This window comes from Blautia luti, assembly GCF_013304735.1.
Classification (GTDB): domain Bacteria; phylum Bacillota; class Clostridia; order Lachnospirales; family Lachnospiraceae; genus Blautia_A.
Window position 1 is genome coordinate 1 of record NZ_JAAITI010000029.1, and the last position, 25,621, is coordinate 25,621.

General features: G+C 45.8%; 18 protein-coding genes, 1 tRNA gene, 1 rRNA gene and 1 pseudogene. 16 read left to right on the forward strand and 5 right to left on the reverse strand.

Features of this window, described 5'->3' with window-relative positions; genetic code table 11:
* A 23S ribosomal RNA gene (locus tag G5B06_RS18795) occupies window positions 1-94 on the forward strand; the annotation flags it as partial.
* A gap of 287 nt (window positions 95-381) precedes the next feature.
* Window positions 382-454, forward strand: a tRNA-Asn gene (locus G5B06_RS13765).
* A 105-nt stretch (window positions 455-559) separates the two neighbouring features.
* Here G5B06_RS13765 and G5B06_RS13770 read toward each other — a convergent pair.
* Complete coding sequence (locus tag G5B06_RS13770) at window positions 560-811, reverse strand: RDAC family protein (RefSeq protein WP_021977951.1); 252 nt, start codon at window positions 809-811, stop codon at window positions 560-562.
* Window positions 812-1,044: 233 nt separating this feature from the next.
* Here G5B06_RS13770 and G5B06_RS13775 point away from each other — a divergent pair, with 233 nt between their 5' ends.
* The 8 genes and pseudogenes from G5B06_RS13775 to G5B06_RS13810 all read left to right on the forward strand — a co-directional run bounded on the left by G5B06_RS13775 (window position 1,045) and on the right by G5B06_RS13810 (window position 10,162).
* Complete coding sequence (locus G5B06_RS13775; RefSeq protein WP_148448869.1) at window positions 1,045-1,629, forward strand: NUDIX hydrolase; 585 nt, start codon at window positions 1,045-1,047, stop codon at window positions 1,627-1,629.
* Entirely contained in the window at window positions 1,626-2,186 is a 561-nt protein-coding gene (locus G5B06_RS13780; RefSeq protein ID WP_148448871.1) for a flavin reductase family protein, read from the forward strand. Before G5B06_RS13775 ends, G5B06_RS13780 begins: the two co-directional genes overlap by 4 nt.
* Window positions 2,187-2,646: 460 nt before the next feature.
* Window positions 2,647-3,259: pseudogene (locus tag G5B06_RS13785) on the forward strand (sugar O-acetyltransferase).
* Window positions 3,260-3,452: 193 nt separating this feature from the next.
* The gene (gene hydF, locus G5B06_RS13790; RefSeq protein ID WP_021977955.1) at window positions 3,453-4,682 is read left to right on the forward strand and encodes a [FeFe] hydrogenase H-cluster maturation GTPase HydF; all 1,230 of its coding nucleotides are present in this window, start codon (window positions 3,453-3,455) and stop codon (window positions 4,680-4,682) included.
* 462 nt (window positions 4,683-5,144) lie between these two features.
* Entirely contained in the window at window positions 5,145-5,771 is a 627-nt protein-coding gene (locus tag G5B06_RS13795) for a TetR/AcrR family transcriptional regulator (RefSeq protein WP_148448872.1), read from the forward strand.
* 66 nt (window positions 5,772-5,837) lie between these two features.
* Window positions 5,838-7,583 (forward strand): ABC transporter ATP-binding protein, encoded by a 1,746-nt coding sequence (locus G5B06_RS13800; protein ID WP_148448874.1) that lies wholly within the window; start codon window positions 5,838-5,840, stop codon window positions 7,581-7,583.
* A 13-nt stretch (window positions 7,584-7,596) separates the two neighbouring features.
* A complete protein-coding gene (locus tag G5B06_RS13805) occupies window positions 7,597-9,324 on the forward strand; it encodes an ABC transporter ATP-binding protein (protein ID WP_173772292.1) in 1,728 nt (575 codons plus the stop codon).
* Between the two features lie 151 nt (window positions 9,325-9,475).
* Window positions 9,476-10,162 (forward strand): hypothetical protein, encoded by a 687-nt coding sequence (locus G5B06_RS13810; protein WP_173772294.1) that lies wholly within the window; start codon window positions 9,476-9,478, stop codon window positions 10,160-10,162.
* Window positions 10,163-10,239: 77 nt separating this feature from the next.
* On the opposite strand, the gene G5B06_RS13815 is transcribed toward G5B06_RS13810, so the two are convergent.
* Window positions 10,240-11,988, reverse strand: coding sequence for an ABC transporter ATP-binding protein (locus G5B06_RS13815; RefSeq protein WP_173762788.1), 1,749 nt, complete (start codon window positions 11,986-11,988; stop codon window positions 10,240-10,242).
* Window positions 11,985-13,751 (reverse strand): ABC transporter ATP-binding protein, encoded by a 1,767-nt coding sequence (locus tag G5B06_RS13820; protein ID WP_173762789.1) that lies wholly within the window; start codon window positions 13,749-13,751, stop codon window positions 11,985-11,987. The genes G5B06_RS13815 and G5B06_RS13820 overlap by 4 nt, the downstream gene beginning before the upstream one ends.
* A gap of 294 nt (window positions 13,752-14,045) precedes the next feature.
* Between G5B06_RS13820 and G5B06_RS13825 the strand changes: the two genes are divergently transcribed.
* Window positions 14,046-14,918 carry a LysR family transcriptional regulator gene (locus tag G5B06_RS13825; RefSeq protein ID WP_173762790.1) on the forward strand — a complete coding sequence of 291 codons (873 nt, stop codon included), beginning with the start codon at window positions 14,046-14,048 and terminating at the stop codon, window positions 14,916-14,918.
* On the opposite strand, the gene G5B06_RS13830 is transcribed toward G5B06_RS13825, so the two are convergent.
* Entirely contained in the window at window positions 14,908-17,067 is a 2,160-nt protein-coding gene (locus G5B06_RS13830) for a SulP family inorganic anion transporter (protein ID WP_173772302.1), read from the reverse strand. The two genes, G5B06_RS13825 and G5B06_RS13830, sit on opposite strands and share 11 nt — an antisense overlap.
* Before the next feature lie 206 nt (window positions 17,068-17,273).
* Here G5B06_RS13830 and mnmA point away from each other — a divergent pair, with 206 nt between their 5' ends.
* Together mnmA and G5B06_RS13840 are read left to right on the forward strand one after the other, a co-directional pair.
* The gene (gene mnmA, locus G5B06_RS13835) at window positions 17,274-18,362 is read left to right on the forward strand and encodes a tRNA 2-thiouridine(34) synthase MnmA (protein WP_173762792.1); all 1,089 of its coding nucleotides are present in this window, start codon (window positions 17,274-17,276) and stop codon (window positions 18,360-18,362) included.
* 261 nt (window positions 18,363-18,623) lie between these two features.
* Complete coding sequence (locus G5B06_RS13840) at window positions 18,624-19,931, forward strand: O-acetylhomoserine aminocarboxypropyltransferase/cysteine synthase family protein (protein ID WP_015526804.1); 1,308 nt, start codon at window positions 18,624-18,626, stop codon at window positions 19,929-19,931.
* A 96-nt stretch (window positions 19,932-20,027) separates the two neighbouring features.
* On the opposite strand, the gene G5B06_RS13845 is transcribed toward G5B06_RS13840, so the two are convergent.
* Window positions 20,028-20,879 (reverse strand): polysaccharide deacetylase family protein, encoded by an 852-nt coding sequence (locus G5B06_RS13845; protein WP_173762794.1) that lies wholly within the window; start codon window positions 20,877-20,879, stop codon window positions 20,028-20,030.
* 644 nt (window positions 20,880-21,523) lie between these two features.
* On the opposite strand from G5B06_RS13845, the gene eno reads away from it, so the two are divergent.
* The 3 genes from eno (at window position 21,524) to rnr (ending at window position 25,617) form a co-directional block, all read left to right on the forward strand.
* Entirely contained in the window at window positions 21,524-22,873 is a 1,350-nt protein-coding gene (eno, locus tag G5B06_RS13850) for a phosphopyruvate hydratase (RefSeq protein WP_173772304.1), read from the forward strand.
* 70 nt (window positions 22,874-22,943) lie between these two features.
* Window positions 22,944-23,177, forward strand: a complete 234-nt coding sequence (gene secG / locus G5B06_RS13855) for a preprotein translocase subunit SecG (protein WP_021652956.1) — start codon at window positions 22,944-22,946, stop codon at window positions 23,175-23,177.
* Window positions 23,178-23,355: 178 nt separating this feature from the next.
* The gene (gene rnr, locus G5B06_RS13860; protein WP_173772306.1) at window positions 23,356-25,617 is read left to right on the forward strand and encodes a ribonuclease R; all 2,262 of its coding nucleotides are present in this window, start codon (window positions 23,356-23,358) and stop codon (window positions 25,615-25,617) included.
* The last annotated feature ends 4 nt before the right edge of the window (window positions 25,618-25,621 follow it).

Below are 25,621 nucleotides of genomic sequence, written 5' to 3' on the forward strand. Positions count from 1 at the left end.
AACCCCCTTGAAGACGACGAGGTAGATAGGGCAGAGGTGGAAGTGTGGTAACACATGGAGCTGACTGTTACTAATCGGGTGAGGGCTTGACCAACCAGCCGAGGAAGCGGGCAAGAAACAGCAGGAATGAATCGGAACAAGCTTGCTTGTGGAGAGGCATTCATGATGATTCTTGAACATTTGCGAAGCAAATGACATCGAACGACGGAGTCGTGAGATGACCCCCGCTGGAGTAGCCTAAAAGAACAGGCGATGCAGCGCAAGCTGCGAGCCCGTAAAAAAAGGTAAATCGGCACGCAGGTTAAACTTGATTCAACAAAAACGATTAACCATCAACAAACACATGTATGTAGTTTTTAAGGTACAAACCTTAATAAATAATCCTCCTTAGCTCAGTCGGTAGAGCATGCGGCTGTTAACCGCAGTGTCGTTGGTTCGAGTCCAACAGGGGGAGTTTTTTTATGCCTGTAAACAGAGTGCTGTTTACAGGCATATTTATATTTTCACATAATATCTGTTTTAACTGAATCGGGCAAGTCTCCTGCGGGATGGCGAATCCTCAATCTGCAGACAAAATCCAGAAATTCAGTTTACTCTCATCATACTCGATCGAGGCTCTTTTTCCTGCAAAAAAATTCTCCAGAACCTGATACATTTCATCAAAATGTCCTTCACATGCACAATTCCCAAGCGGTTCGATCCAACAGGATTGTTTTCCACAAGCATCACGAAGATGAATGCGAAAATGAAGTCCCTGATCTTTAAGTAGTCCATTTAGTTCAATGATATCATTAAAAGAAATACAATACATAAAATCAACCTCCCGTCAAATAATTATTGTGGTTAGAAATATCATAGCAAAGAAAAGAAAAACAGGCAATACAGATGCCGGTTTTCCGACAACAGACTGGAAACTGTTTTCAAATCATGTTAAAATATATACTATAGTAAATTTTGTCAGTTCCCAGACATTTTGGTAATCAGATAAAAAATCATCTGATTCACTTAAGAATAATTATAAGAGAAAGAAGCAGACAGATAAGAATGGAAATATTTGATATCATAGATGAAAACGGAAATCCTACCGGAAAGACCGTAGAACGGAGCATTGCCCATGCAGAGGGAATCCGCCATCGCACTGCGCATATCTGGATCATCCGCCGGAAAAATGGAAGAACAGAGATCCTTCTTCAAAAAAGATCCAGAAACAAGGATTCTTTTCCAGGAAAATTTGATACTTCATCTGCAGGCCACATACAGGCAGGGGATGAACCGTTGGAATCAGCATTGCGGGAACTAAAGGAAGAACTGGGGATACATGCAGTGCCAGAAGATCTGCAGTTTGCAGGAAAATTCCCGATATCTTTTGCCAAAGAATTTCATGGAAAAATGTTCCTGGATGAAGAGATTGCCTTTGTTTATATCTACGATCATCCGGTAGAGATCGATCGTCTTACACTTCAGAAAGAAGAAGTAGAAGAGGTACAGTGGTTTGATCTGGAAGAAACGTATCAGCAGTGCAGACAGCACAGAGATAAATTCTGTGTTCCATTAGGAGGCCTGCAGCTTGTGCGGGAATTCATAAAAAATAACAACAATAACGAATATAAAGGAGAGAAACAGTCATGAGAAAAGATTTTGGTGCAAAACCTTATACCTATCCACAGCCAGTATTAATGATCGCCACATATGGCGAGGATGGCAAACCGGACGTTATGAATGCTGCCTGGGGCGGAATCAGTGATGATAAGGAAATTTCCATCTGTGTCAGTGAGAGTCACAAAACAACCGAAAATATTCTGAAAAAAGGCGCTTTCACAGTAAACATGGCGGATGTGGATCATATGACAGCCTGCGATTATGTGGGAATTGTTTCCGGAAACAAAGAGCCGGATAAATTTGCAAAAGCCGGATTTACAGCAGAAAAGTCCGAAAAAGTAGATGCCCCCATCATCAAAGAGCTTCCCATCTGTGTAGAATGTAAACTGAAAAGCTACGACAAAGAAACCTGCCGTCTGGTTGGTGAGATCGTAAATGTCAGCGTGGACGAACGTGTTCTGGACAAAAACGGAAATGTAGATGTAGCAAAAGCTGCACCGATCACGTTTGATCCGTTTAACAACGCATATATCCGTCTTGGCGAAAAGGTGGGCGATGCTTTTAAAGCTGGAGCTGCATTGAAATAAATAATATTTATGGAAACAAAAAAGTCTCTTTAAGAAGAAAGGATTGAAAAACCTGCCTTCTGGAAGAGACTTTTTTTATAATATTCCAAACTCTTTAACCAAATCAAGTAAGTCCCCTGCTTCAATTGCGAAAAGCAATAAGCAGTGGGTGGGGACTTGCTTGTATCAGGAGGAGTGCAAGCTCCTCCTGATAAACTGCGGAGCAGTTATTTGATGTAGAGCCACGTAACGAAGCGGATTGCGAATATCCGCTTGACATGCCTGGAAAATCCCGTCCTGATCATTACTTTTTGTTATAAAAGAAACAGCAGATGAAGCTACAGATCATATATGAACATAACAGATTCACGAAAAAACTTCGGATTATTCAGAAATTTCATGCTTGTATGTAAATATACGATATGATAACATAATCCATATATCATTTTTTGTAAAAAACATACAAAAAGGAGGAGCTGCCATGCGCCCAATGAGAGAAAAAATGCATACAGGAGAATTATATCTCCCTAATGACGATGAAATCTTTCAGGATCAGATCAGGAAACTGGACAGGCTTTATGACTTCAATATGACACGCCCTACACAGCTGGATAAAAGAAATGCTGAAAGAGATGTTTGCGGAGATTGGTGAAGATTGTTATATCGAGCCACCGCTTCACGCCAATATGGCAGGTGCATATGTCCATTTTGGAAAAAATGTCTATGCCAACTTTAACCTGACACTGGTAGATGACGGTCATATTTATGTTGGCGATTATACCATGATCGGTCCAAATGTGACCATCGCAACTGCGGGGCACCCGATCTTACCGGAGCTTCGTGAAAAAGGATATCAGTATAATATGGAAGTTCATATCGGTAAGAACTGCTGGCTGGGATCTGGAGTTGTTGTGTTACCGGGAGTTACTATTGGTGATAATGTTGTAGTTGGGGCCGGAAGTATAGTAACGAAGGATCTGCCTTCCAATGTGGTTGCAGTCGGTAATCCATGCAGGGTGCTGAGAGAAATGAATGAGCGGGATAAAGAATATTATTTTAAAGACAGAAAAATTGATTATTCTGAGATCGTTTAACCAAATCAAGTAAGTCCCCTGCTTCAATTGCGAAAAGCAATAAGCAGAGGGCAGGAACAGAGGCGTAAGCTTTTGCACATCAACAGATAATGCCGGGAGCAAAGGTCGAATGATCTTATGAAATATGAAACAGGTGGATGAGAACAGGAATGGATGAGGACCTGTCTGATGCTGAAAGAAAAGAGGAAAAATTATGGGAATGAATGAAACACCGTCAGCAGACCGTGTACATATCGGTTTTTTTGGCAGAAGAAATGCAGGAAAATCCAGTATTGTAAATAAAGTGACAGGTCAGGAACTTGCTGTGGTTTCCGATGTTAAAGGAACTACCACGGATCCGGTGAGCAAGGCCATGGAGCTGCTTCCAATGGGACCGGTTGTAATTATTGATACGCCGGGTATTGATGATGAAGGACATCTTGGAGAACTTCGAGTCCGAAAGGCAAAACAGGTACTGAACCGTGTGGATGTGGCAGTTCTTGTTGTGGATGCTACCCTTGGAAAAACCAATGTGGATGAGGAGCTGATCCACATTTTTAAAGAAAAGGAAATTCCGTACCTGGTTGTATACAATAAATCCGACCTTCTTTCGGAAAATCAGAAAATAAATGCGGATTTTCCGGATCGGAATCAGGAACCCTTCATTTACGCCAGTGCGGCAACAGGTCAGAACATCTATGAACTGAAAGAAAAGATCGCATCTCTTGCAGTAACCGATGATCTGAAATTACGTCTGGTAGGAGATCTCCTGGAGCCGTCAGACTTTGCGGTTCTTGTAGTACCGATCGATAAAGCCGCACCAAAAGGCCGCCTGATCCTTCCACAGCAGCAGACAATCCGGGATGTGCTGGAGGCTGGAGCAGCAGCCATTGTGATCAAAGAGAATGAGCTTTCCAATACTCTGGAAACTCTGGGTAAGAAGCCAAAGCTTGTGATCACAGACAGTCAGGTTTTTGCAAAGGTCAGCAAAGAAACACCGAAGGATATCTGGCTCACTTCATTTTCAATTCTGTTTGCCAGATTTAAAGGAAATCTGAAAACAGCGGCAGCCGGGGCAGCAGCCATTGACCGACTGAAAGACGGAGATAAAATCCTGATTTCGGAAGGTTGTACCCATCACAGGCAGTGTGATGATATCGGAACAGTCAAGCTTCCACGCTGGATCCGAAATTATACGGGGAAAGATCTGGAATTTGAGTATTCTTCAGGAAGAGATTTCCCGGAAGATGTGACGAAGTACAACTTGATCGTGCACTGCGGTGGATGTATGCTCAACGAGCGGGAAATGCGCTACCGTCAGAAATGTGCGCTGGACCAGGAAATCCCCATTACCAATTATGGAATTGCCATTGCTTACATGCAGGGAATCCTGAAACGATGTGTGGAAATGTTCCCGGATGTAAGAAAAGAGCTGGATGTTTAACCAAATCAAGTAAGTCCCCTGCTTCAATTGCGAAAAGCAATAAGCAGTGGGTGGGGACTTGCTTGTATCAGGAGGAGTGCAAGCTCCTCCTGATAAACTGCGGAGCAGTTATTTGGTGTAGAGCTACGTAGCGAAGCGGATTGCGAATATCCGCTTGACGAAAAGTCTGTAAAAAAAAGCCAGATGTTAAATACAACAGTGACATTAGGTTTCGGATGCGTAGAGAATTATGCTACGCTAATGATGGAACAGAAAGATATAGTAAATTTATGAAGCAGTTGTTTTTTGTACAGAATTGATTTCTGTGCAGAGAGCAGCTGCTTTTTGCATGCCATTCGTAAATCTGGAAATTTTTGAAAAAAGATAGTTTTATTTAACTTAACCAATTGACAAACAAAGAAAGTTATCTTAAAATAACATTGTTATTAAATAACGGCGTTATTGAATAAAGGAGACAATCATATGAGACCTGTAAATGAGAAACTGGCAGCAGATCTTCTGGAAGCAGGAAAGCAGGAATTTCTGGAAAAAGGATTTCAGGGAGCTTCCATGCGTGGGATCGCATCCAGACTGTCTGTGACCACAGGAGCACTGTACCGCTATTATACAGACAAGGAATCTCTGTTTGATGTACTGGTGGAAGAACCGGCCAGAGTGCTGGAAGAGAGATACCGGGCGATCCAGAGAAACTTTGCAGATCAGCCGGTGAAGGACCAGGTGCAGACACTTCCGGAGGTGTCTGATGAAGGTCATTCCTGGATGGTGGAATATATTTATGATCATTTTGATGCATTTAAACTGATCGTATGCTGTTCTGCAGGAACCCGTTATGAACATTATCTGGACGTACTCACAGAGATCGAGGTTAATTCCAGCATTGTCCTTATGGAAAAAATGAAAGAGGCGGGTTATCAGCCGGAAGAACTGGATGAGAATCTGATCCATATGGTGGCGAGCAGCATGTTTAACGGCATGTTTGAAACGGTACGCTACGATATGCCCAGAGAAAAAGCTATTTCCTATATGAACAGCCTGAGGGAATTTTATTCTGCCGGATGGTTCCGGTTACTGGGAATCAGCGGATCGTGACAAAGCAGAAGAGTGTAGTGGAAGTCAGTTTAATTATCTGATATCTGCAAAAAGGAGTTGATACATATGGAAAAAAAGAAAGAACCATCTCCAATATCCGTCGTATGGGGATGGGCAGAAAAATATCACAGTAAATTTTATGGTTCAGTAGTTCTGGCTGTACTTGGTGTGGCAGGAACCATGGCTGCGTATTTCAGTATTGCGGCGATGATACGCATTCTTCTGGAAAATGGAGATTTCAGCCAGTGCCTGCCATGGTGCGGTCTTCTTCTGAGCAGTTATCTGGTAAAGTCTGTGGGTTCTGCATGGTCCACGTCCATGTCCCATACAGCAACCTACTATACTCTGCGGGATATCCGTAAAAAAATGCTGGCCAAGCTTTCCAGAGTGCCAATGGGAACCATTCTGGATACTCCATCCGGACAGTATAAAACAACCATCGTAGACCGTGTGGAAGGGATGGAGCCCACGCTGGCCCATCTGATCCCGGAGATGACAGCCAACCTTCTGGTACCGGTTGCCATTGCAGTATATATTTTTGCACTGGACTGGAGAATGGGATTTGCTTCCCTTGTCACAACTGTGATCGGTATGGCCATCATGAGCCAGAGCGGAAGAACCTATGCAGTCCGCTGGGAAGGCGCAGTTGCAGTAGGAAAACGTATGGCAAATGCCATCATCGAGTATGTAGGCGGGATCCAGGTAGTAAAGGCTTTCAGCCAGTCCGCCGGATCTTATAAAAAATATTCCGGAGCAGTGGAAGAGAACGCACAGTACTATGTGGACTGGATGCATGACAACCAGAAATATATGTCCACCATGCAGACCTGGACGCCGTCCGTCCTGATCACCGTGCTGCCTGTAGGACTTCTTCTGTGGTCTCACGGCAGCCTTTCCGCTTCGGATTTTTTCACCATTATTGTCCTTTCCATGGGATTTGCGGGCCCGTTTCTGGCGGCTTTGTCCTTTGTGGATGAGCTTGCCATTGTGGGTGCCAACGTAAAAGAAATCAACGGTATCCTGGACAGCCCGGAACTGAACCGTCCGGAGGGAAAAACTTCTCTTTCTGATGAGAAGATCTGTCTGAAACAGGTATCCTTCAGCTATGGTAACCAGGATGAAAAAGTGCTGAAAGGCGTAAACCTTACCATCAACCCGGGAACAGTTACCGCACTGGTCGGACCATCCGGTTCCGGAAAATCCACCATTGCAAAACTGATCGCAGGTTTCTGGGATGTAACCGAAGGAAACATTACCCTTGGGGGAAAAGATATCAAAGAGATCCCTCTGGATCAGCTGAATCAGGAGATCGCCTATGTTTCCCAGGATAATTACCTGTTTGACCGTACCATCCGTGACAATATCCGTATGGGAAAATTAAATGCCACAGATGCGGAAGTGGAGGCAGTGGCAAAAGCTGCCGGATGTGACGGTTTTATCCGGAAGCTGGATAAAGGATATGATACCATCTGCGGCGAAGGCGGCGGACATCTTTCCGGAGGAGAGAAGCAGCGGATCTCCATTGCAAGAGCCATGCTGAAAAACTCGAAGATCGTGATCCTGGATGAGGCCACCGCAAGCATTGACCCGGAAAATGAGGCCATGATCCAGAAGGCCATCTCCGCACTGACAAAAGGGAAGACACTGATCGTGATCGCGCACCGTCTGGGAACCATCACCGATGCGGACAACATTGTAGTGGTTCAGGATGGTCATATTGAGGCACAGGGAACCCATGAGCAGTTGAAAGAAAACTGCCCGCTGTACAGCAAGATGTGGAATTCCTATCTGGGTGTCCGCGACGTGGCATAAGGGGGAAAGAGAAATGATCCGGATATTAAAAGAAATCATCGCCTTTTCAGGCAAAAAGAAAAAACTTTTTACAAAAGCCATGATCGTTTCCTTTATCGGAGCGGTCTTTGGAGCACTGCAGTTTCTGGCGCTGATGATGACGCTGGATATCATCGTAGGTGGGAAAGAAGCACATATTCTTCCGGTATTTGCAGTAATGCTGATCTCCATGCTGGGAAGGCAGGCCTGCTTTTACTATGCGACCAATGCGGAGACAGAAACCGGATATTTTATGGCAGCAGAGAAAAGAGTCCATATCGGAGACCGTCTGCGCTATATCCCAATGGGATTTTTTAATGACAACAGCCTCGGAAATATCACAGCAGTTGTTACTACTACACTTTCGGATGTGGAAAACAATGCGTCCAGATGTCTGGTCATTGTGATCGGAGGATTTTTAAATACTCTGGCTTTCTGTCTGGCGCTGTTTGTGATCGATGTGCGTCTTGGAGTGATCGCTATTATTGGTATTCTGGTTTACCTTGCAGTAACAGAATGCTCCACGGCAGCAACCGCAAAAACAGGCCCTGGAAGACAGCAGGCGCAGGAAGGACTGGTAAAATCTGTTCTGGAATATGTGCAGGGCATGAGCGTGGTAAAATCCTATGGTCTGGAAAAAGATAACGATCAGGCAGCAGCCAGGGCAGTGGATGACAGCTGCAAAAAAGCGCTGGCTCTGACAAGATCTGTGACACCGTGGATCGGTATCCGACAGGTAACTGCAAAGGTATTTGGCGCGGCGCTGGCAGTGGCAAGTCTTGTATTTTATTACAGTGGAAGCCTGGATCTTTCCAGATGTATCCTGATGCTGATCGCTTCCTTTATGGTATATCAGGAGCTGGAAAATGCAGGAAATATGTCCGACAATCTGCAGATGCTTGGGGAATCCATGCGGAAAGCAAATTCTATTGATGACACACCGACGATGGATACCGACGGCAGTGAAATCCGTCCGGAAGATGCATCTGTGGAATTTAAAAACGTAAGTTTCTCTTATGGTGACCGTAAGATCCTGGATGGCGTTTCCATCCAGATCCCGGCAGGAAGCACCACTGCGGTAGTAGGACCTTCCGGCGGCGGAAAAACTACGCTCTGCAATCTGATCGCCAGATTCTGGGATGTACAGGGCGGAGAGATCCTGGTAGGCGGCCACAATGTAAAGGAATACAAGCTGGACAGCCTGATGAAAAATATTTCCATGGTATTCCAGGATGTATATCTTTTTAATGACACCATCGAAAATAACATCCGCTTCGGAAAACAGGATGCCACCCATGAGGAAGTGGTGGAAGCCGCAAAAGCTGCCTGCTGTCACGATTTTATCATGTCCCTTCCGGAGGGTTATGATACGGTTCTCGGAGAAGGTGGTGGAACTCTTTCCGGCGGCGAGAAACAGCGGATTTCCATTGCAAGAGCCATGCTGAAAGATGCGCCGATCATTATCCTGGATGAGGCAACTGCAAGTGTGGACCCGGAAAATGAGGCGGAGCTGCAGAAGGCAATCGATGTGCTGATTCATAACAAGACCATTATCATGATCGCCCACAGACTGAAAACAGTCCGAAATGCGGACCAGATCCTGGTATTAAACGGAGGAAAGATCACTCAGAGAGGAACCCACGAGGAACTTTCCGCCCAGAGCGGTCTTTATGCAGATTTTATCCATGCAAGAGAAGAGGCAGCCAGCTGGAAATTGGCGTAAAGAAGATTTGTGCCTGAGATAAAAATAAGGGGTATTGCCGGCAGTTCTTAATAACTGCCGGCAAAATACATTCAGGAGATGTTTACAATTCCGGGAGAAAGTGCTATATTACTAGAGTTTGTATTTTAAAAATATAGAGGAGTTGTAAATAATGATCGACCAGGCACTTGCACAGGCTCTGCAAAAAGAGATTCCGGTACTTACAGCCCAGATCCGCAGCCTTTATGCGGAATTTGATAAAAAATTTCATCTCAATGGAGCGAAGATCCCCATTACTTTTGGCATGGAGCCGGACCTTCTTGGATCGTATACAAGAGGCAGTTACCACGAAAAAGAGCATTTTCATTTTTCCCTGCTGTTTATTGGCTATGCGGTAAAAAATCCTCTGAAAAAAGAGGACAGGCTGGATCTTTACAAACATGAATATGCCCATTATATGCAGCATAATTTTCACATTCCCGCAGAGTATCAGTGGCAGCACGGAACCCACGGAAGTGCCTGGAAATACTGCTGTTCCCTGACCGGCGCGGCGCCAACGCCATATTATAAAGCAGGGGAAGCACTGATGAAACACGACTACGAGAAAAAGCTCCGAAGCCCAATCCATGAACGGACAGTAACAGTACGGGATACTTACCGGAGAAAGCAGCAGCATGAAAATACCCGGAACAGCATTGTGCGCTACGAGATCGGAGAAGATGTGAGCCATCCGAAATTCGGAACCGGAAACATTGAACATGTGGAGCAGCTTCCAGGCTCAGTAAGGCTTCATATCCGGTTTGGAGAAGAATTGAAAGTGATCGATCAGAAGTGGCTTCTCCGGTCAAAATATAAATAGAACAAAATGGTATAAAAAAATCTCCGGCACAGAAAAACTGTGATCCGGAGATTTTTGAATTTTATAAATTCGATATTTTATTCAGAAACTTTCACAAACTGGCTGTTATAAAGATTCTGATAGAATCCGCCTTTTGCCATAAGTTCCTCGTGATTTCCCTGCTCAATGATACTTCCGTCTTTCATGACAAGGATCTCATCCGCATTACGGATAGTAGAGAGACGGTGGGCAACAATGAAGCTTGTTCTGCCCTGCATCATCCGGTCGAAGGCTTCCTGGATCAGCATTTCAGTACGGGTATCAATGCTGGAGGTTGCCTCGTCAAGGATCAGCATCGGTGGCAGGCACAACATGACACGGGTGATACAGAGAAGCTGTTTCTGTCCCTGGCTTAAGCTGTCTTCATAGAGAATGGTATTCAGGCCATTTGGAAGACGGCGGATAAATTCCCAGCTGTGGGACATTTTTGCTGCCTGGATCACTTCTTCATCCGAAGCATCCGGTTTTCCGATACAGATGTTGTCGCGGACAGTTCCATGTTTGATCCAGGTATCCTGGAGAACCATGCCATAGCTTCCGCGGAGGGCATGTCTGGAAACTTCGGTGATCGGTTTTCCGTCTACGGAGATACTTCCGCCGGTGACGTCGTAGAAACGCATTAGCAGGTTGATAAAAGTTGTCTTACCACAGCCGGTAGGACCTACGATGGCGATTCGTCGGCCAGGCTCTGTGTGAAGGTTAAATCCTTCAATGAGAGGTTTGTCCTCTTCGTAGCGGAAAGAAACATTCTGGATATCTACGGCACCTTTTACATCATCAAGAGTTCCGGACAGGTCCGGGCTTTCCGGTTTTTCTTCCAGAAGGTCAAAGATCCTGGTAGCGCAGGCCAGAGCGTTCTGAAGCTCTGTAATCACGGAGCTGATATCATTAAATGGTTTCATGTACTGGTTAGCATAGGCCAACAGGACGGAAAGCCCACCTACCGTCAGATGACCGCCCGGGATCAGGAATGCACCTACAAGAGCTACACCTGCATAGATGATGTTGTTGACACATCGTGTGGACGGGTTGGTGAGACTGCTGTAAAAAACAGCTTTCTGGCTGGCATTTCGAAGCTCCTCGTTGATCGAAGCGAAACGCTCCGAAGAACGGTTCTCATAGCCAAATGCCTGAACCACTTTCTGATTTCCGATCATTTCCTCGATCAGTGCAGTCTGACGTCCACGGGCATCACTCTGTGCACGGAACATCTGGAAAGAATGGGAGGAGATGAATTTTGCCACAAAAAAGCTCACCGGAGTCAGGACAATGACCATCAGTGTGATCCACACGTTTTTGGAAAACATGAAGATCAGAGTTCCGATGATGGTGATGATACCGGAAAACAGCTGTGTAAATCCAAGGAGCATACCATCAGAAAGAATATCCGTATCCGCAATGACACGGCTGATGATATCACCGGTGCTGTGTCCGTCCAGGTAGGACAGCGGAAGTTTCTGGATATGGCGGATGGATTTCGCACGGATATCCTGTACTGTGCGGTAGGTCATACGGTTGTTGATGATGCTCATGACCCAGGTGGCAATACCGGAAAGCACGATCATGACAAGAATACGGGAAAGATAGAATCCCATTCTGCCAAAATCAACTTCATGGGCAGCAACCACCTCATCAATGGCATAGCCGAAAAGTACGGGAACATACAGCTGCAAAATGACAGTAACTGCGGCAAGGATCACACTTAATACAAGAAGAAAACGGTATTTTCCGATAAAGCGGAGCACCTTGAAGAAGGTTGCCATGCTGTTTTTGTCTGTTTTGCTCATGCCAGGACCTCCTTTCCGGTTGCTTTTTCATATTTGATCCGTTCTTCCGGGAATTGTGAGAAAAAGATCTCACGGTAAGTTTCACAGGTGGAAACAAGCTCCTGGTGGGTTCCTTTTCCGGCGAGCTGGCCGTCGTCCAGTACCAGGATCAGATCGGCCTGGCGGATGCTGGCTGCTCTCTGGGATACCAGGAAAGTGGTGGTGTTTCCGCCAAGCTGATGGAGAGACTTCCGAAGTGCCGCATCTGTGGCAAAGTCAAGAGCACTGGCACTGTCGTCCAGGATCAGGATCTCCGGCTTTTTTACAAGGGCGCGGGCAATGGTAAGTCTCTGGCGCTGGCCACCGGAAAGGTTACGACCGTTCTGTTCCAGACGGAAATCCAGTTGGCCTTCTTTTTTCTCCACGATCTCACGGGCCTGGGCAGTGGTAAGAGCCTCCCACATTTCCTCATCTGTGGCATCTTCCCGTCCCCAGCTTAAGTTTTCGCGGATGGTTCCCTGGAAAAGCGCAGCCTTCTGAGGAACCACGCCGATTTTTTCCCGGAGCTCATTCTGTGAATAGGTCTGTACATTCTGACCATCCAGGATAACAGTTCCGGAACTTGCGTCATAGAAACGTGCGATCAGATCCACAAGGGTGGATTTACCGCTTCCGGTACCGCCGATGATTCCGATGGTAGAGCCTTTTTTTGCGGAAAAAGTAATGTCTGAAAGGCTGGGTGCGCCGGTTCCTGCATAGGAGAAGGTCACATGGTCAAAAGCAACAGCACAGTCGTTCTTTGCAGCTGCCGGTGCGGAAGTTTTCTCCGGGTAAGCCATGGTGGAGTCTACTTTTAGGATTCCGGCAACACGGTCTGCACAGGCCATGGATTTGTTCAGGGTAATGATCAGGGAAGCAAGTTTGATCAGCTCCACGATCATCTGTGCCATGTAGTTGTAGAGGGCAACGACTTCACCCTGCTGCATGTTTCCCAGATTGACCTGTACACCTGCAGTCTGGATCAGGATTACGGTTGCGATATTGATCAGCACATAGGTGGCCGGATTTAAAAGTGCGGAGATTTTTCCCACAAATTCATTCAGTTTTGTGAGAGCAAGGTTGCTTTCGTCAAACTCTGCAACTGCGTGATCTTCCCGGCAGAATGCACGGATCACACGGACACCGGTCAGGTTTTCTCTGGTAAGGCGTGTGACAGTATCCAGGCGTCCCTGTACTTTTTTGAAAAGAGGGATACTTAAGAACATGATCACAAAGACAAACAGGAACAGGATCGGGATGGCAACTACGAAGATCAGCGCACAGCGCACGTTGATAGTAAAGGCCATCACCATGGCACCGAAAACAATAAACGGGCTTCGAAGAAGAAGACGAAGGCCCATATTTACACCATTCTGTACCTGGTTTACGTCGTCGGTCAGACGGGTGATCAGGGTATCGGTTCCAAGGGTATCCAGTTCCGTATAGGAAAGCTTCTGGATGTGGTCAAAAACTGCCTGCCGTACTTCTGTGGCAAAACCTACACTGGCTTTTGCCGCAAAAAACTGGGCGGTAATGCTGACTGCCAGTCCTGCGGCAGCCATCAATATCAGGATAAAGAATTTCTGTACGATGTAGCCGTGATCGTTATGGGCAATACCCACATCAATGATCTGGGCAATGACGATAGGCACCAGCAGGTCAAACACAACTTCCAGAAACTTGAAAAAAGGAGCCAGAATGCTTTCTTTTTTGTAGTTTCGAAGATATTTTGCGAGTGTTCGCATTTCTTTTTCTTTCCTCCATTTCCTTTTTATTACAATAAACCTCTGTTATTATACTCTCTTCGGGATGATACGTATAATATTGTTTTTGATGCATTATAATATAAAATTTGTATTGAAGAAAACGTGAGTTTATGGGAAGATAATGATAGTATCTGCAAAAATGAAAAAATCATTAGTATGCAGATTCCAGATATCCGTTTGTTGAACAGAGACAGAGCGTGTTTGATGTGGATCATCCGGGAACGGAATGCGGAAATCACAGGAAATGTCATATACAATTAAAAGGAGGAAGATATGGAGATCAGACAGTTGGAATATTTTCATGAGATCGCGGCAACAGGAAGTATCCATGAAGCTGCAAGAAGGCTGAACATGTCCCAGCCGCCTTTAAGCTATCAGATCAAACAGCTGGAAGCGGAGCTGAATGTGAAGCTTTTTGAACGGACCAGGGCAGGAGTGACACTGACAGAAGCGGGAAAGCTTCTTTACGACAGGACGGAGAATATTTTAAATTATGTCCGTTCCACAGAGCTGGAAGTATCCAAGGCAGGAAAAAAGCAGGTCTTGCGTATCGGGATCACGCCCACTACGGTAACCACCATTATGCCTTATATTTCCAGATTTTCCAAGGAGAATTCGGATGTAAACTTTGAGGTACGGGATGCCATTACCTTTACACTTTTGAATTATCTTATGGATGGGATCATTGATGTCTCTGTGGTACGGACACCTATCAAGCTGGAGGGATTGAATTATCTGGAGCTTTCGGAAGAACCCATGATCGCGGTTCTTCCCCCTGAATTTCCGGAAAACGGTACAAAAAAAGAGGGCATCAGCCTTAAGGAGCTGACCAGACGCCCTCTTATTATTTACCGGCGGTACGAAGAATTTCTGATGAAAGCCTTTGGAGAAAAAAATCTCCAACCGGATATTTTCTGTGTCTGTGACGATCCCAGAGATGCCATGCTCTGGGTGCAGGAAGGTCTTGCGACTGCCGTTTTTCCAAGATCCATGGAAGATCTCTGTACAGATCTTCCGATCCGCATCATTGAAGAAGAGAAGCTGAAGACCAGGATCCTTCTTGCCTGGAAAAAAGACCGCAGGCCTTCCGCTGTAATGCAGGAGTTTATCAATATCTGTGAGGAATATAAAGAAATCAGTCTTTGAGATGTTCCTCTTTCCAGTGTTTCCACTTCTGAACGGCTTCCGGATTCTGTTTCTCCAGCCGTTCTTCCAGTTTCTTTCTGCGCTGTTCCAGCCGTTCCAGAACTTCCGGGTGTTCGGCCAGGATTTTTTCTTTTAGTTTGCCACGGCGTTTTTCCAGAAGCTGAAGGATCAGTCTCCGGTCGGAAGTCAGCTCTTCCGGCAATTCGTCCATATGTAACTCGATCCTTCGGAGAAGTTCATCCTCATCCAGAAGCCCCAGGCCATGCCAGTTATCCAAAAGTTCTTCCAGACCTTCTTCGGAGAGACGTTCAATATCCGGGATTTGGTGTAACTGCTCGATAATGTGATGGACAGATTCCTCGATCTCTTTTACTGCATCATCACCAAAAGCCCAGGCGAACTCTTCCAGGGTATTTTCTTCCTCTGCCGGAAGAAAAGCGATACTGCGGCGCAGAAGCTTTGTCTCGTCTTCCTTTGGAACATCCAGTTCATAAGGGGCTTCGATCCCTGCGTCATGCAGAGCAGCAAGAATGGTACGGCGGACCATACCGTCCTTGATCATATGACTGATGCCGAACTGACGCAGCTGGTCATTGATCTGAGTGGAATGTTCGGTGAGGTAAAAACGGATCCCACGTTTTTTCAGGCTTGCAGAGATGGCATCCAGCCGGTCGGCAGCAGTAACGTCAATGCTGTTGATGGCACTGGCATCTACGATCACTACTTTCGTATCTTTCTGGATGCTGTTCTCAATGTCCTCCTGAAAGATCTTTACATTTGCGAAAAACAGGTTTTCACTGAAACGGTAGATGACAACGCCTTTGATGGGATAGGCGTAACGGTTTCTGGAAAGATCAAAATAAACATCTCTGCCCGGGATCATGCCACGGAAAGAGCGTGGCGGGTTGGTAGCTTTCAGGATCACAGCTACGAAAGAGAGCAGGATGCCAATGATAACGCCGTAGATAGTTCCAAGGCAGAGCACGCTGAAACCGGCAGCCATAAAAATGTAAAATTCTGTCCGGCTCACCTTGAAAAGACGCACAGCCAGATGGGTTTCCACCACATCCATCAGAGCAGAGATCACAATGGCTGTCAGCACAGGAACCGGAAGATATCCGATAAAGCCGGTGCCAAAAAGAAGAATCAGAGCCATGGTGATCCCGGCAGTGATGGAAACTGCCTGAGATTTTCCTCCGTACTGTTCATTGAGGGAGGTGCGGGAGATACTGCCGTTTACTGGGCAGCAGCCTACTGCGGCGGCAGCAATATTTCCGGCGGCACAGGCCAGGATTTCCTGACGGTCGTTCAGCTTATAATCATTGCGGAACGCAAAGGTATTCTCTGCAAGAAGAGTTTCTGCCATAATGACAACAGCAACCATAAGGCCGCGGCCTGCTGCCTGGGTCAGATCAACATTTCCGAAATCCGGGATCACCAGGGAAGGAAGGCCACGTTCTACAGACTGCAAAAGCACAACGCCCTTTTCATCCACATGAAAAACAACGGTGGAGAGAACACCCAGGGCCATGATCGCGATGGCCATGGGGAATTTCGGCGCCAGTTTTTTGAATATGCGGATCAGTATCAGCGCACCAAGTCCCATGCAGAGGGAAAGCCAGCTTATATTTTTTGCGGCAGCGAAGATATGCTCTGCCAGCTCCAGAAGTTCACCGGAACCGGCCGGGCTTCCCATCAGCTTCGGGATCTGCATCAGGATGATGGTGACTGCGATACCGCTGATAAAACCACCCATAACAGGTGTGGAGATAAAGTCCACGATCTTATCTGCGTGAAGCAGAAAGAAGATAAACAGCCACAGACCTGCAAAAAGTGCAATGGCAGGGACATAATCCATGGCGGCTTCCGATTCCGCGGCAATGCCAAGGGTAGACAGTGCGCCGCCTACAATGGCAGCAGGTGCCGCGTCAACTCCGAAGATAAATTGCCTTGAAGTGGAAAAGAGCGCAAACAGCAGGATCGGCAGAACAGAACCATACAGTCCGTATACCGCCGGAATTCCGGAAATCTGGGCATATCCCATGGAGATAGGAATGGAAACCGCGGCGATGATGATACCGGAAAAAATATCTTTGAGAAGGTACTCTTTCCGGTAGCCCCACAGCGAGGAAAACAGGGAAAGCTTCATATAGTCACATCCTTTTCTGAAAAATATGTTCTATTATATACCAAAGAGAGCCTGCGGGAAAGAAGCAAAGCAAAGGTTCCGGGTGAAAAATCGTGGACAAAGGATATCTGCCATATTATAATAAATGCGAAATTACAGCTGTGGGGATGCGAAATCCTGTACTTTTGCTGTGTGAAAAAGATCATCAATGAAAGGTTAAGATATAAATGAAAAAAGCGATCATAGCAATGAGCGGCGGTGTAGACAGCTCCGTGGCAGCTCTTTTGACAAAGGAATCCGGTGACGAGTGCATCGGTGCAACCATGAAACTTTACAACAACGAGGATATCGGTGTCCACAGGGAAAAGACCTGCTGTTCCCTGGACGATGTGGAGGATGCCAGAAGCGTAGCCTATCAGATGGATATGCCTTACTACGTATTTAACTTTACCGCAGATTTCCATACAGAAGTCATGGACCGTTTTGTGGAGGCTTACGAAAACGGCTGTACACCCAATCCATGTATCGACTGCAACCGTTATCTGAAATTTGACAAAATGTTCCACCGTATGCAGGAGATCGGCTACGATTATATTGTAACCGGACATTACGCAAGAGTGGAATATGATGAGAACAGAGGACGCTATCTTCTGAAAAAAGCAGTGGACGACACCAAGGATCAGTCCTATGTGCTCTATATGCTGACCCAGGAACAGCTGGCACATGTAAAACTTCCTCTTGGCGGCCTTCGGAAAGATCAGGTCCGTGTCATTGCCGAAGAGCATGGTTTTATCAATGCCAGAAAACATGACAGCCAGGATATCTGCTTTGTGCCGGATGGCGATTATGCGAAATTTATCGAGAAATATACAGGCAAAAAAACACCGGAAGGTGATTTTGTAGATAAAGAAGGAAACTATATCGGACGCCATAAAGGAATCATCCATTATACCATCGGTCAGCGCCGTGGCCTTGGTATTCCGGCAGCCAGCCGTCTTTATGTCTGCGAGATCTCCCCGAAGACCAATACAGTTGTTCTCGGTGACAACGCAGATCTTTTCAGCAGTGAGCTTGAGGCAGATAGTGTAAACCTGATCTCTGTGGATAATTTAAGTGAGCCGAAGAGAGTGACTGCCAAGATCCGTTACCGTCATAAAGAGCAGCCAGCCACTGTATGGCAGACACCGGACGGCATCCTTCATGTGAAGTTTGATGAACCTCAGAGAGCGATCACAAAAGGCCAGGCTGTGGTAATGTATGACGGAGACGAAGTTGTAGGCGGTGGCGTTATAAATAAAATCTATAGCCAGTCATAAATAAAGGTGAGAACCTAAATAGATAAACCCCATTGACATACTAGGAAAAGGGTGATATGATTGCATCATCAAAAAACGGAGCACACAAAACAAGGTGAGCAACGTGATGATCAGGAGGAAATCATGAAGGTTTTACAGAAGTCAACAAGGGTGTTTATCGAAGAAAAGCGAATGTGTTGTTGTCGCTGATAAGCAGATGATCATAAGATAAGAAATTACTATTTTACCGAATATAAGAATAAAAGAAAAGAGGACAAACACATGAGCAAAATTACAAGAGATCAGAGAAAATTTAAATTTGAGACATTACAGCTTCACGTAGGACAGGAACAGCCGGATCCGGTTACAGATGCAAGAGCAGTACCAATCTACCAGACATCTTCCTATGTATTCCGCAACTGCGATCATGCAGCAGCACGTTTCGGACTTGCAGATGCTGGTAACATTTACGGACGTCTTACAAACCCGACAGAGGACGTATTCGAGAAGAGGATCGCAGCACTTGAGGGTGGCTCCGCAGCACTTGCAGTAGCATCCGGTGCAGCAGCTATCACATACACGATCGAGAACCTTGCACAGCAGGGAGATCACATTGTAGCAGCCAAAAATATTTACGGCGGTACAACAAACCTTCTGGAGCATACGCTTCCGGCATACGGAATCACAACAACATTTGTTGATGTATTCAATCTCGAGGAAGTGGAGAATGCGATCCAGGAGAACACAAAAGCTGTTTATATTGAGACTCTTGGAAACCCAAATTCTGATGTTGTAGATATTGAGGCTCTTGCAAAAATTGCTCACAAACATAAAATTCCGCTTGTTGTAGATAATACATTTGCAACACCATACCTCGTAAGACCAATTGAGTACGGCGCAGATATCGTTGTTCATTCCGCAACAAAATTCATCGGTGGCCACGGAACTACTATCGGTGGTGTGATCGTAGAGAGTGGTAAGTTTGACTGGGAGGCATCCGGCAAATTTGCATCTCTTACAGAGCCAAATCCAAGCTATCATGGCGTAAGCTTCACAAAAGCATGCGGACCGGCTGCATTTGTTACAAAGATCCGTGCGATCCTTCTTCGTGACACAGGAGCAACCATTTCTCCAGTAAGCTCATTCATCTTCCTTCAGGGACTTGAGACACTGTCTCTCCGTGTAGAGCGTCATGTTGAGAACGCACTGAAGGTTGTACAGTATCTGAATGATCATCCGCAGGTAGAGAAGGTTCATCATCCGTCTGTATCCACAGATCCAAGCCAGCAGGAGCTTTACAAGAAATATTTCCCTAACGGCGGCGGTTCCATCTTTACATTTGAGATCAAGGGAGATGCACAGAAGGCAAAGGATTTCATTGATAACCTTGAGCTGTTCTCACTTCTTGCAAACGTTGCAGATGTGAAATCCCTTGTTATCCATCCGGCTACTACAACACATAGCCAGTGCACAGAGGAAGAGCTTCTTGATCAGGGAATCAAACCAAACACAATCCGTCTTTCTATCGGAACTGAGAATATCGATGATATTATCCAGGATCTTGATGAGGCATTCAAAGCAGTTCAGTAAATAAGACAATTAAATAAGAAGAACACCTTCTAAATCAATAGCACAGAAAAATCTGCTCCGGGACGTATGAGAATATAGTTCCGGGGCAGATTTTTTTTAGGCGGCTTCCACAAGTTCTTCCAACGTTCCGAAAGTATATCCCATCTCTTTCCATTTCGTCAGCAGTTCATCCAGGATGGAAGCGTTTGTAGAGGAAGTGCTGTGCAGCAGCACAATAGCACCCGGATGGATGCGTCCCAGTAATTTCTCGAAAGCTTCTTCTTTTGAGGGCTGTTTATCCTGATACCAGTCCACATAGGCCAGGCTCCAGAAAAACGTGTGATACTCCAGATCTTTTGCCATCTGGAGGTTTTCCGTGCTGTAGATCCCCTGTGGCGGACGGTAAAATTTTGTCATTTCTTTTCCAGTTGCTTCTTTATAAAGAGCCTCCACATCTTCAAGCTGTTTCTGAAAAGCTTCTTTTGTGGAGATACCGGACATATCCGGGTGAGTCATGGTGTGGTTGCCAACGGTATGGCCTGCATCCACAATTTCCCGGATCAGTTCCGGCTTTTCCCGGATCAGGGTTCCCACAACAAAAAATGTGGCATATACCTGATGTTTATGTAAGGCGTCCAGAATGGCAGGCGTGTTTCCATTATCATAGCCTGCGTCGAAAGTGAGATATATTTTTTTCTCATCAGTATCATCTGCGTACCAGGCATTGTATTTTTTCAGTTCCTCTATGGAAGCATTTCCTGTAGGCCGTGTGCCCTTCTCCTGAAAACCAAGCCCCCAGTTTTCACTCTGAGAAGACAGAGAAGCAGAAGAGGGCCGGCTGTTTTCCATAGAATTCTGGTCGGATCGTGATCCGGAAGAAAAATGGGAAGAAATCTTTCCCACAAGACTGCCAAGAGCAAAAGCCATGACAAAGAAAAAGATAAGGCGGTAGATATGTTTTTGTTTCATGGGAACCTCGGAGAAAATGGAGTTATTAATATGCTTATGAACGTACAGAGGAAGATATGAAGACAAATGATAATGAGGATAGGTTCAGCAGAATATTCAGGAGAGCCAGAGATAAATAAGCAAAAAATAAGAGCCATCAGCGATCAATTTCTTCTGCCGATGACTCTTTCAATTTTCATTATCCAATGGAATATACCTCTCATTTCTTAGATTTAAAACTTATACGGAATTAAAATTTACGTTCTCGGTGGTCCGTACCTCCTTGTTTTAATTATGATGGAAAATCTTTAAATCTTCTGGTGGACTGTACCTCTCTTTCTTAGATTATGGGAAGTAAGTTATGTTTTCGGTGGGTTCACGCTCCTTTTTGATTTGTTTTTTTGTTTTCCGTTTGTTTTATTTGATGGTTATACTATAACAGACAAAAACGATATTGTCAACACTAAATTTGAAAAATAATAAAAATAAATTAAAAGAGAAGAATAACTAAAATAAAATATCTGAAATATTCAGATAATATTGACGCCGGAGAATACGTATAGACCAAAACCTTTTCGGACAAGCTACCCTTATGAACATAAGAAGAGAACAAAAAAGCGCAGGAGATCATAAACAGTATTATTATTTTCAAGGAGGGAAAACTTATGCTACGTTATCTGCCTGTTCGAAAAGTTCACGCTAGACAGGTCCTGGATTCCAGGGGGAATCCTACGGTGGAAGCGGAAGTAACAGTAGGAGAAGGAATCATAGGGATCAACGGATTTACGGGAAGAGCCATGGTGCCGTCCGGAGCATCCACGGGGAAATTTGAGGCTGTGGAGCTGCGGGACGGAAACCGTGAGGAATATCTGGGCCAGAGTGTGAAAAAAGCGGTGGAGAACATCAATACCCGTCTGGCGGATGCCATCATCGGAGAAAATGCCCTGAACCAGGCATGGATCGATCATCTTCTGATCGAAACGGACGGAACGGAAAACAAAAGCAGTGCAGGAGCCAATGCCACACTGGCAGTATCCCTGGCAACGGCCCGTGCTGCAGCCGGTGCACTCCGGCTTCCTCTTTATCAGTACCTTGGAGGTTGTCATACCATGCAGCTTCCGGTGCCGATGATGAATATTTTAAATGGGGGAAAGCATGCGGACAACACCGTAGATCTTCAGGAATTTATGATCATGCCAACCGGGGCAGGGTGTCTGGAAAAAGGTATCCGTATGTGTGCGGAAGTTTACCAGCACTTAAAGCTCCTTCTCCGGGAAAAAGGACTTTCCACAGCAGTTGGTGATGAAGGAGGCTTTGCCCCGGATCTTCCGGATTCAGAGGAAGTGCTGACCCTGATCGTCCATGCAGTGGAAAAAGCAGGATACAAACCTGGTGAAGAGATCACCATTGCCATCGATGCAGCCTCCAGTGAACTTTATGATGAGGAAAAAGGCGTGTACTTTTTCCCGGGGGAGAGCCGCATGAAAGGGGAAAAGATCTACCGGGATGCCAGGGAGATGACAGAGTACTACGAGAAACTGGTGGGAAAATTTCCCATTGTTTCCATTGAGGATGGGCTCTGGGAGGATGACTGGGAAGGCTGGAAATACCTGACGGAACATCTGGGAAAAAAGGTCCAGCTTGTGGGAGATGATCTGTTTGTCACCAATATCAAACGTCTGCGCTGCGGTATTCAGCTTGAAGTCGCCAATGCCATCCTCATCAAGGTAAATCAGATCGGAACCCTCACGGAAACCCTGGATGCAGTGGAGATGGCCCAGCATGCGGGATATCGCGCGGTGATCTCCCACAGATCCGGCGAGACCGAGGATTCCTTTATCGCAGATCTGGCGGTAGCTTGCGGAGCCGGACAGATCAAAACAGGTGCGCCCTGCCGTTCGGACCGGAATGCCAAGTATAATCAGCTTCTGCGGATCCATGAACAGTTTGGGACCCTTGGAAGATATGCCGATCCTTTTGCAAAAAGATCTCAGAAAAAGCCCTGCATAAAATAAACGGAAAATGGTTGAAATCCCGGTTTAGCTATGGTAAAATAACCTCTAGTTGATTAGGAGGTGTAACCGCGTGAACATTTTGAAGATTATTCTGACTGTAATTTATGCAATAGATTGTATCGCTCTGACTGTTGTCGTACTGATGCAGGAGGGCAAGCAGCAGGGTCTTGGCTCTATCGCCGGAGTAGCTGATACTTACTGGGGTAAGAATAAGGGCCGTTCCATGGAAGGTGGTCTCGTAAGAGGTACCATTATCATGGGAGTTATTTTCTTTGTACTGTCAATCGTACTGAACATTATCTGATCTGCCGGGAGCAGAACAGAAGTTGGGAACACTCTTGCTGCGTTAGCATGCAGAAGAACCTCGGATGGAGACTTCTTTTGTTAATCAGCAGGAGTGTTTTTGCGTTGATACAGGGTCACGGGTGAGACTTCCTCTGGAATGATAACAGGGTAAAAATGAAATAGAAACAGGAGAAATTGTGAAAAGATCGAAAAATTTTGAAAAAAGAAAAAAGTTTATAATGGAGCTTCTGGGAGATCCGCTGTATAAACCTATGCGACTGCGGGAGATGGCATCTCTCCTCCAGCTGGATAAGAGTGAGAAAAAAGAGCTTTTTGATGTGCTGGACGAGCTTTGTGCCCAGGGAAAGGCGGAAGTGGATAATAAAGGAAGATACAGCAAGGTTTCCGGCAAGCGCAGAGACAGACGGAAGAAAAAAGATGCTCTGAAGGCAGAAAAGCAGGAGCGTGGCCGTAAGGGAAGAGAACATAAGGAACACGAGCATGAGGAACGCCATTTTTCCGAGAAGGACGGAACTATTATGGAAGGAACGTTCATTGGCCATTACAAGGGCTTTGGCTTTGTGAAAGTGGAAGACCAGGAACAGGATATTTTTATTCCGGAAAGTGACACGGGAAGTGCCATGCATCAGGATAAAGTACAGATTCTTGTACGAAACGGACATAAAGAGGGCAAGCGCCCGGAGGGTGTTGTCCTGAAGGTTCTGGAGAGAGGAATGCCTTCCATCGTGGGAACCTACCAGAGCAGCCGGGATTACGGTTTTGTGATCAGCGATAACCCCAAATTTTCCAAAGATATCTTTATTTCCAGGAAAAATTCCATGGGAGCCAAAGATGGAGATAAGGTAGTTGCGGAAATTGTGGACTATGGTTCCAGAAACCGGAAGCCGGAAGGAAAGATCACAGAAGTGTTGGGAAATTTACGTTCACCAGGAACAGATATCCTTGCCATTGTGAAGAGTTTTAACATTCCGAGTGTATTTCCAGATAAGGTACTCCGTCAGGCAGACCGTGTGCCGGATCATGTGCAGGAAGCAGATATGGACGGAAGACTGGATCTTCGGGATCTTGTCACAGTTACCATTGACGGCGAGGATGCAAAGGATCTGGATGATGCCATTTCACTTACAAAAGAAGACAGGATCTATCATCTTGGGGTACACATTGCAGACGTCAGCAATTATGTCCAGGGTGGCAGTGCCCTTGACAGGGAAGCACTGAAGAGAGGAACTTCGGTTTATCTTGCGGACCGCGTGATCCCCATGCTTCCGGAACGGCTTTCCAATGGGATCTGTTCTCTGAACCAGGGACAGGATAGTCTTACTTTAAGTTGCCTGATGGATGTCAATGAAAAAGGTAAGGTAATTTCCCATAAGATCGCGGAAACAGTGATCCGCGTAGATGAGCGTATGTGCTACACCGATGTAAAAAATATTCTGGAAGATACCGATGATGCGGCAAAGAAACGTTATGAATCCCTGATTCCCATGTTTTTCCTGATGAAAGAACTTTCCGGGATCTTACGCAGCCGCCGCCATACAAGAGGTTCCATTGATTTTGATTTTCCGGAAAGCAAGATCATACTCAACGCAGCAGGAAAAGCTATTGACGTACAGCCTTACGAGGCCAATGTGGCAACCAGGATCATTGAGGATTTTATGCTTCTTGCCAATGAAACCGTGGCACAGGAATACTGTACCGGAGATTATCCGTTTGTATACAGAACCCATGAGAATCCGGATCCGGAAAAGATCGAAAGTCTTCTGATGCTCCTTCATAATGAGGGCGTTAACATCCGGAAATCCGGGCAGGAGATCACACCAGGTGAGATCCAGGAGATTCTGGAAAGCATTGAGGGAATGCCAAATGAGGCGCAGATCAGCCGCCTGACATTGCGTACCATGAAACAGGCAAAATATACCACCGAATGCAGCGGACATTTCGGTCTTGCGGCGAAGTATTACTGTCACTTTACTTCTCCGATCCGGAGATATCCGGATCTTCAGATCCACAGGATCATCCATGACCGTCTGAGAGGCAGACTGGTAAGAGAAGGACGTACGGAGCATTATAAGGAGATCCTGGATGAAGTGGCACGCCAGTCCAGTGTGTGCGAACGGCGTGCAGATGAGGCGGAAAGAGAATCTGACAAGCTGAAGAAAGCAGAGTATATGTCCTATCATCTGGGCGAGGAGTATGAGGGGATCATATCCGGCGTTACAGGCTGGGGACTTTATGTGGAACTTCCAAATACTGTGGAAGGACTGATCCATATCAATACATTACGAGACGACTATTATGTATTTGACCAGGATGCATATGAACTGCGGGGAGACATGACAGGAAGGATCTTCCGTCTTGGGCAGAAAGTCCGTGTCCGTGTGGCAGATGCGGATAAAATGCTGAAAACCGTGGATTTTGTTCTGGATGAAGAAGACTGAGGGA

What these genes read in the sequence shown, in the direction of transcription:
- G5B06_RS13770 (WP_021977951.1), bottom strand. Translation starts at nt 811, where the DNA reads ATGTATTGTATTTCTTTTAATGATATCATTGAACTAAATGGACTACTT.
- G5B06_RS13775 (WP_148448869.1), top strand. Translation starts at nt 1,045, where the DNA reads ATGGAAATATTTGATATCATAGATGAAAACGGAAATCCTACCGGAAAG.
- G5B06_RS13780 (WP_148448871.1), top strand. Translation starts at nt 1,626, where the DNA reads ATGAGAAAAGATTTTGGTGCAAAACCTTATACCTATCCACAGCCAGTA.
- hydF (WP_021977955.1), top strand. Translation starts at nt 3,453, where the DNA reads ATGGGAATGAATGAAACACCGTCAGCAGACCGTGTACATATCGGTTTT.
- G5B06_RS13795 (WP_148448872.1), top strand. Translation starts at nt 5,145, where the DNA reads ATGAGACCTGTAAATGAGAAACTGGCAGCAGATCTTCTGGAAGCAGGA.
- G5B06_RS13800 (WP_148448874.1), top strand. Translation starts at nt 5,838, where the DNA reads ATGGAAAAAAAGAAAGAACCATCTCCAATATCCGTCGTATGGGGATGG.
- G5B06_RS13805 (WP_173772292.1), top strand. Translation starts at nt 7,597, where the DNA reads ATGATCCGGATATTAAAAGAAATCATCGCCTTTTCAGGCAAAAAGAAA.
- G5B06_RS13810 (WP_173772294.1), top strand. Translation starts at nt 9,476, where the DNA reads ATGATCGACCAGGCACTTGCACAGGCTCTGCAAAAAGAGATTCCGGTA.
- G5B06_RS13815 (WP_173762788.1), bottom strand. Translation starts at nt 11,988, where the DNA reads ATGAGCAAAACAGACAAAAACAGCATGGCAACCTTCTTCAAGGTGCTC.
- G5B06_RS13820 (WP_173762789.1), bottom strand. Translation starts at nt 13,751, where the DNA reads ATGCGAACACTCGCAAAATATCTTCGAAACTACAAAAAAGAAAGCATT.
- G5B06_RS13825 (WP_173762790.1), top strand. Translation starts at nt 14,046, where the DNA reads ATGGAGATCAGACAGTTGGAATATTTTCATGAGATCGCGGCAACAGGA.
- G5B06_RS13830 (WP_173772302.1), bottom strand. Translation starts at nt 17,067, where the DNA reads ATGAAGCTTTCCCTGTTTTCCTCGCTGTGGGGCTACCGGAAAGAGTAC.
- mnmA (WP_173762792.1), top strand. Translation starts at nt 17,274, where the DNA reads ATGAAAAAAGCGATCATAGCAATGAGCGGCGGTGTAGACAGCTCCGTG.
- G5B06_RS13840 (WP_015526804.1), top strand. Translation starts at nt 18,624, where the DNA reads ATGAGCAAAATTACAAGAGATCAGAGAAAATTTAAATTTGAGACATTA.
- G5B06_RS13845 (WP_173762794.1), bottom strand. Translation starts at nt 20,879, where the DNA reads ATGAAACAAAAACATATCTACCGCCTTATCTTTTTCTTTGTCATGGCT.
- eno (WP_173772304.1), top strand. Translation starts at nt 21,524, where the DNA reads ATGCTACGTTATCTGCCTGTTCGAAAAGTTCACGCTAGACAGGTCCTG.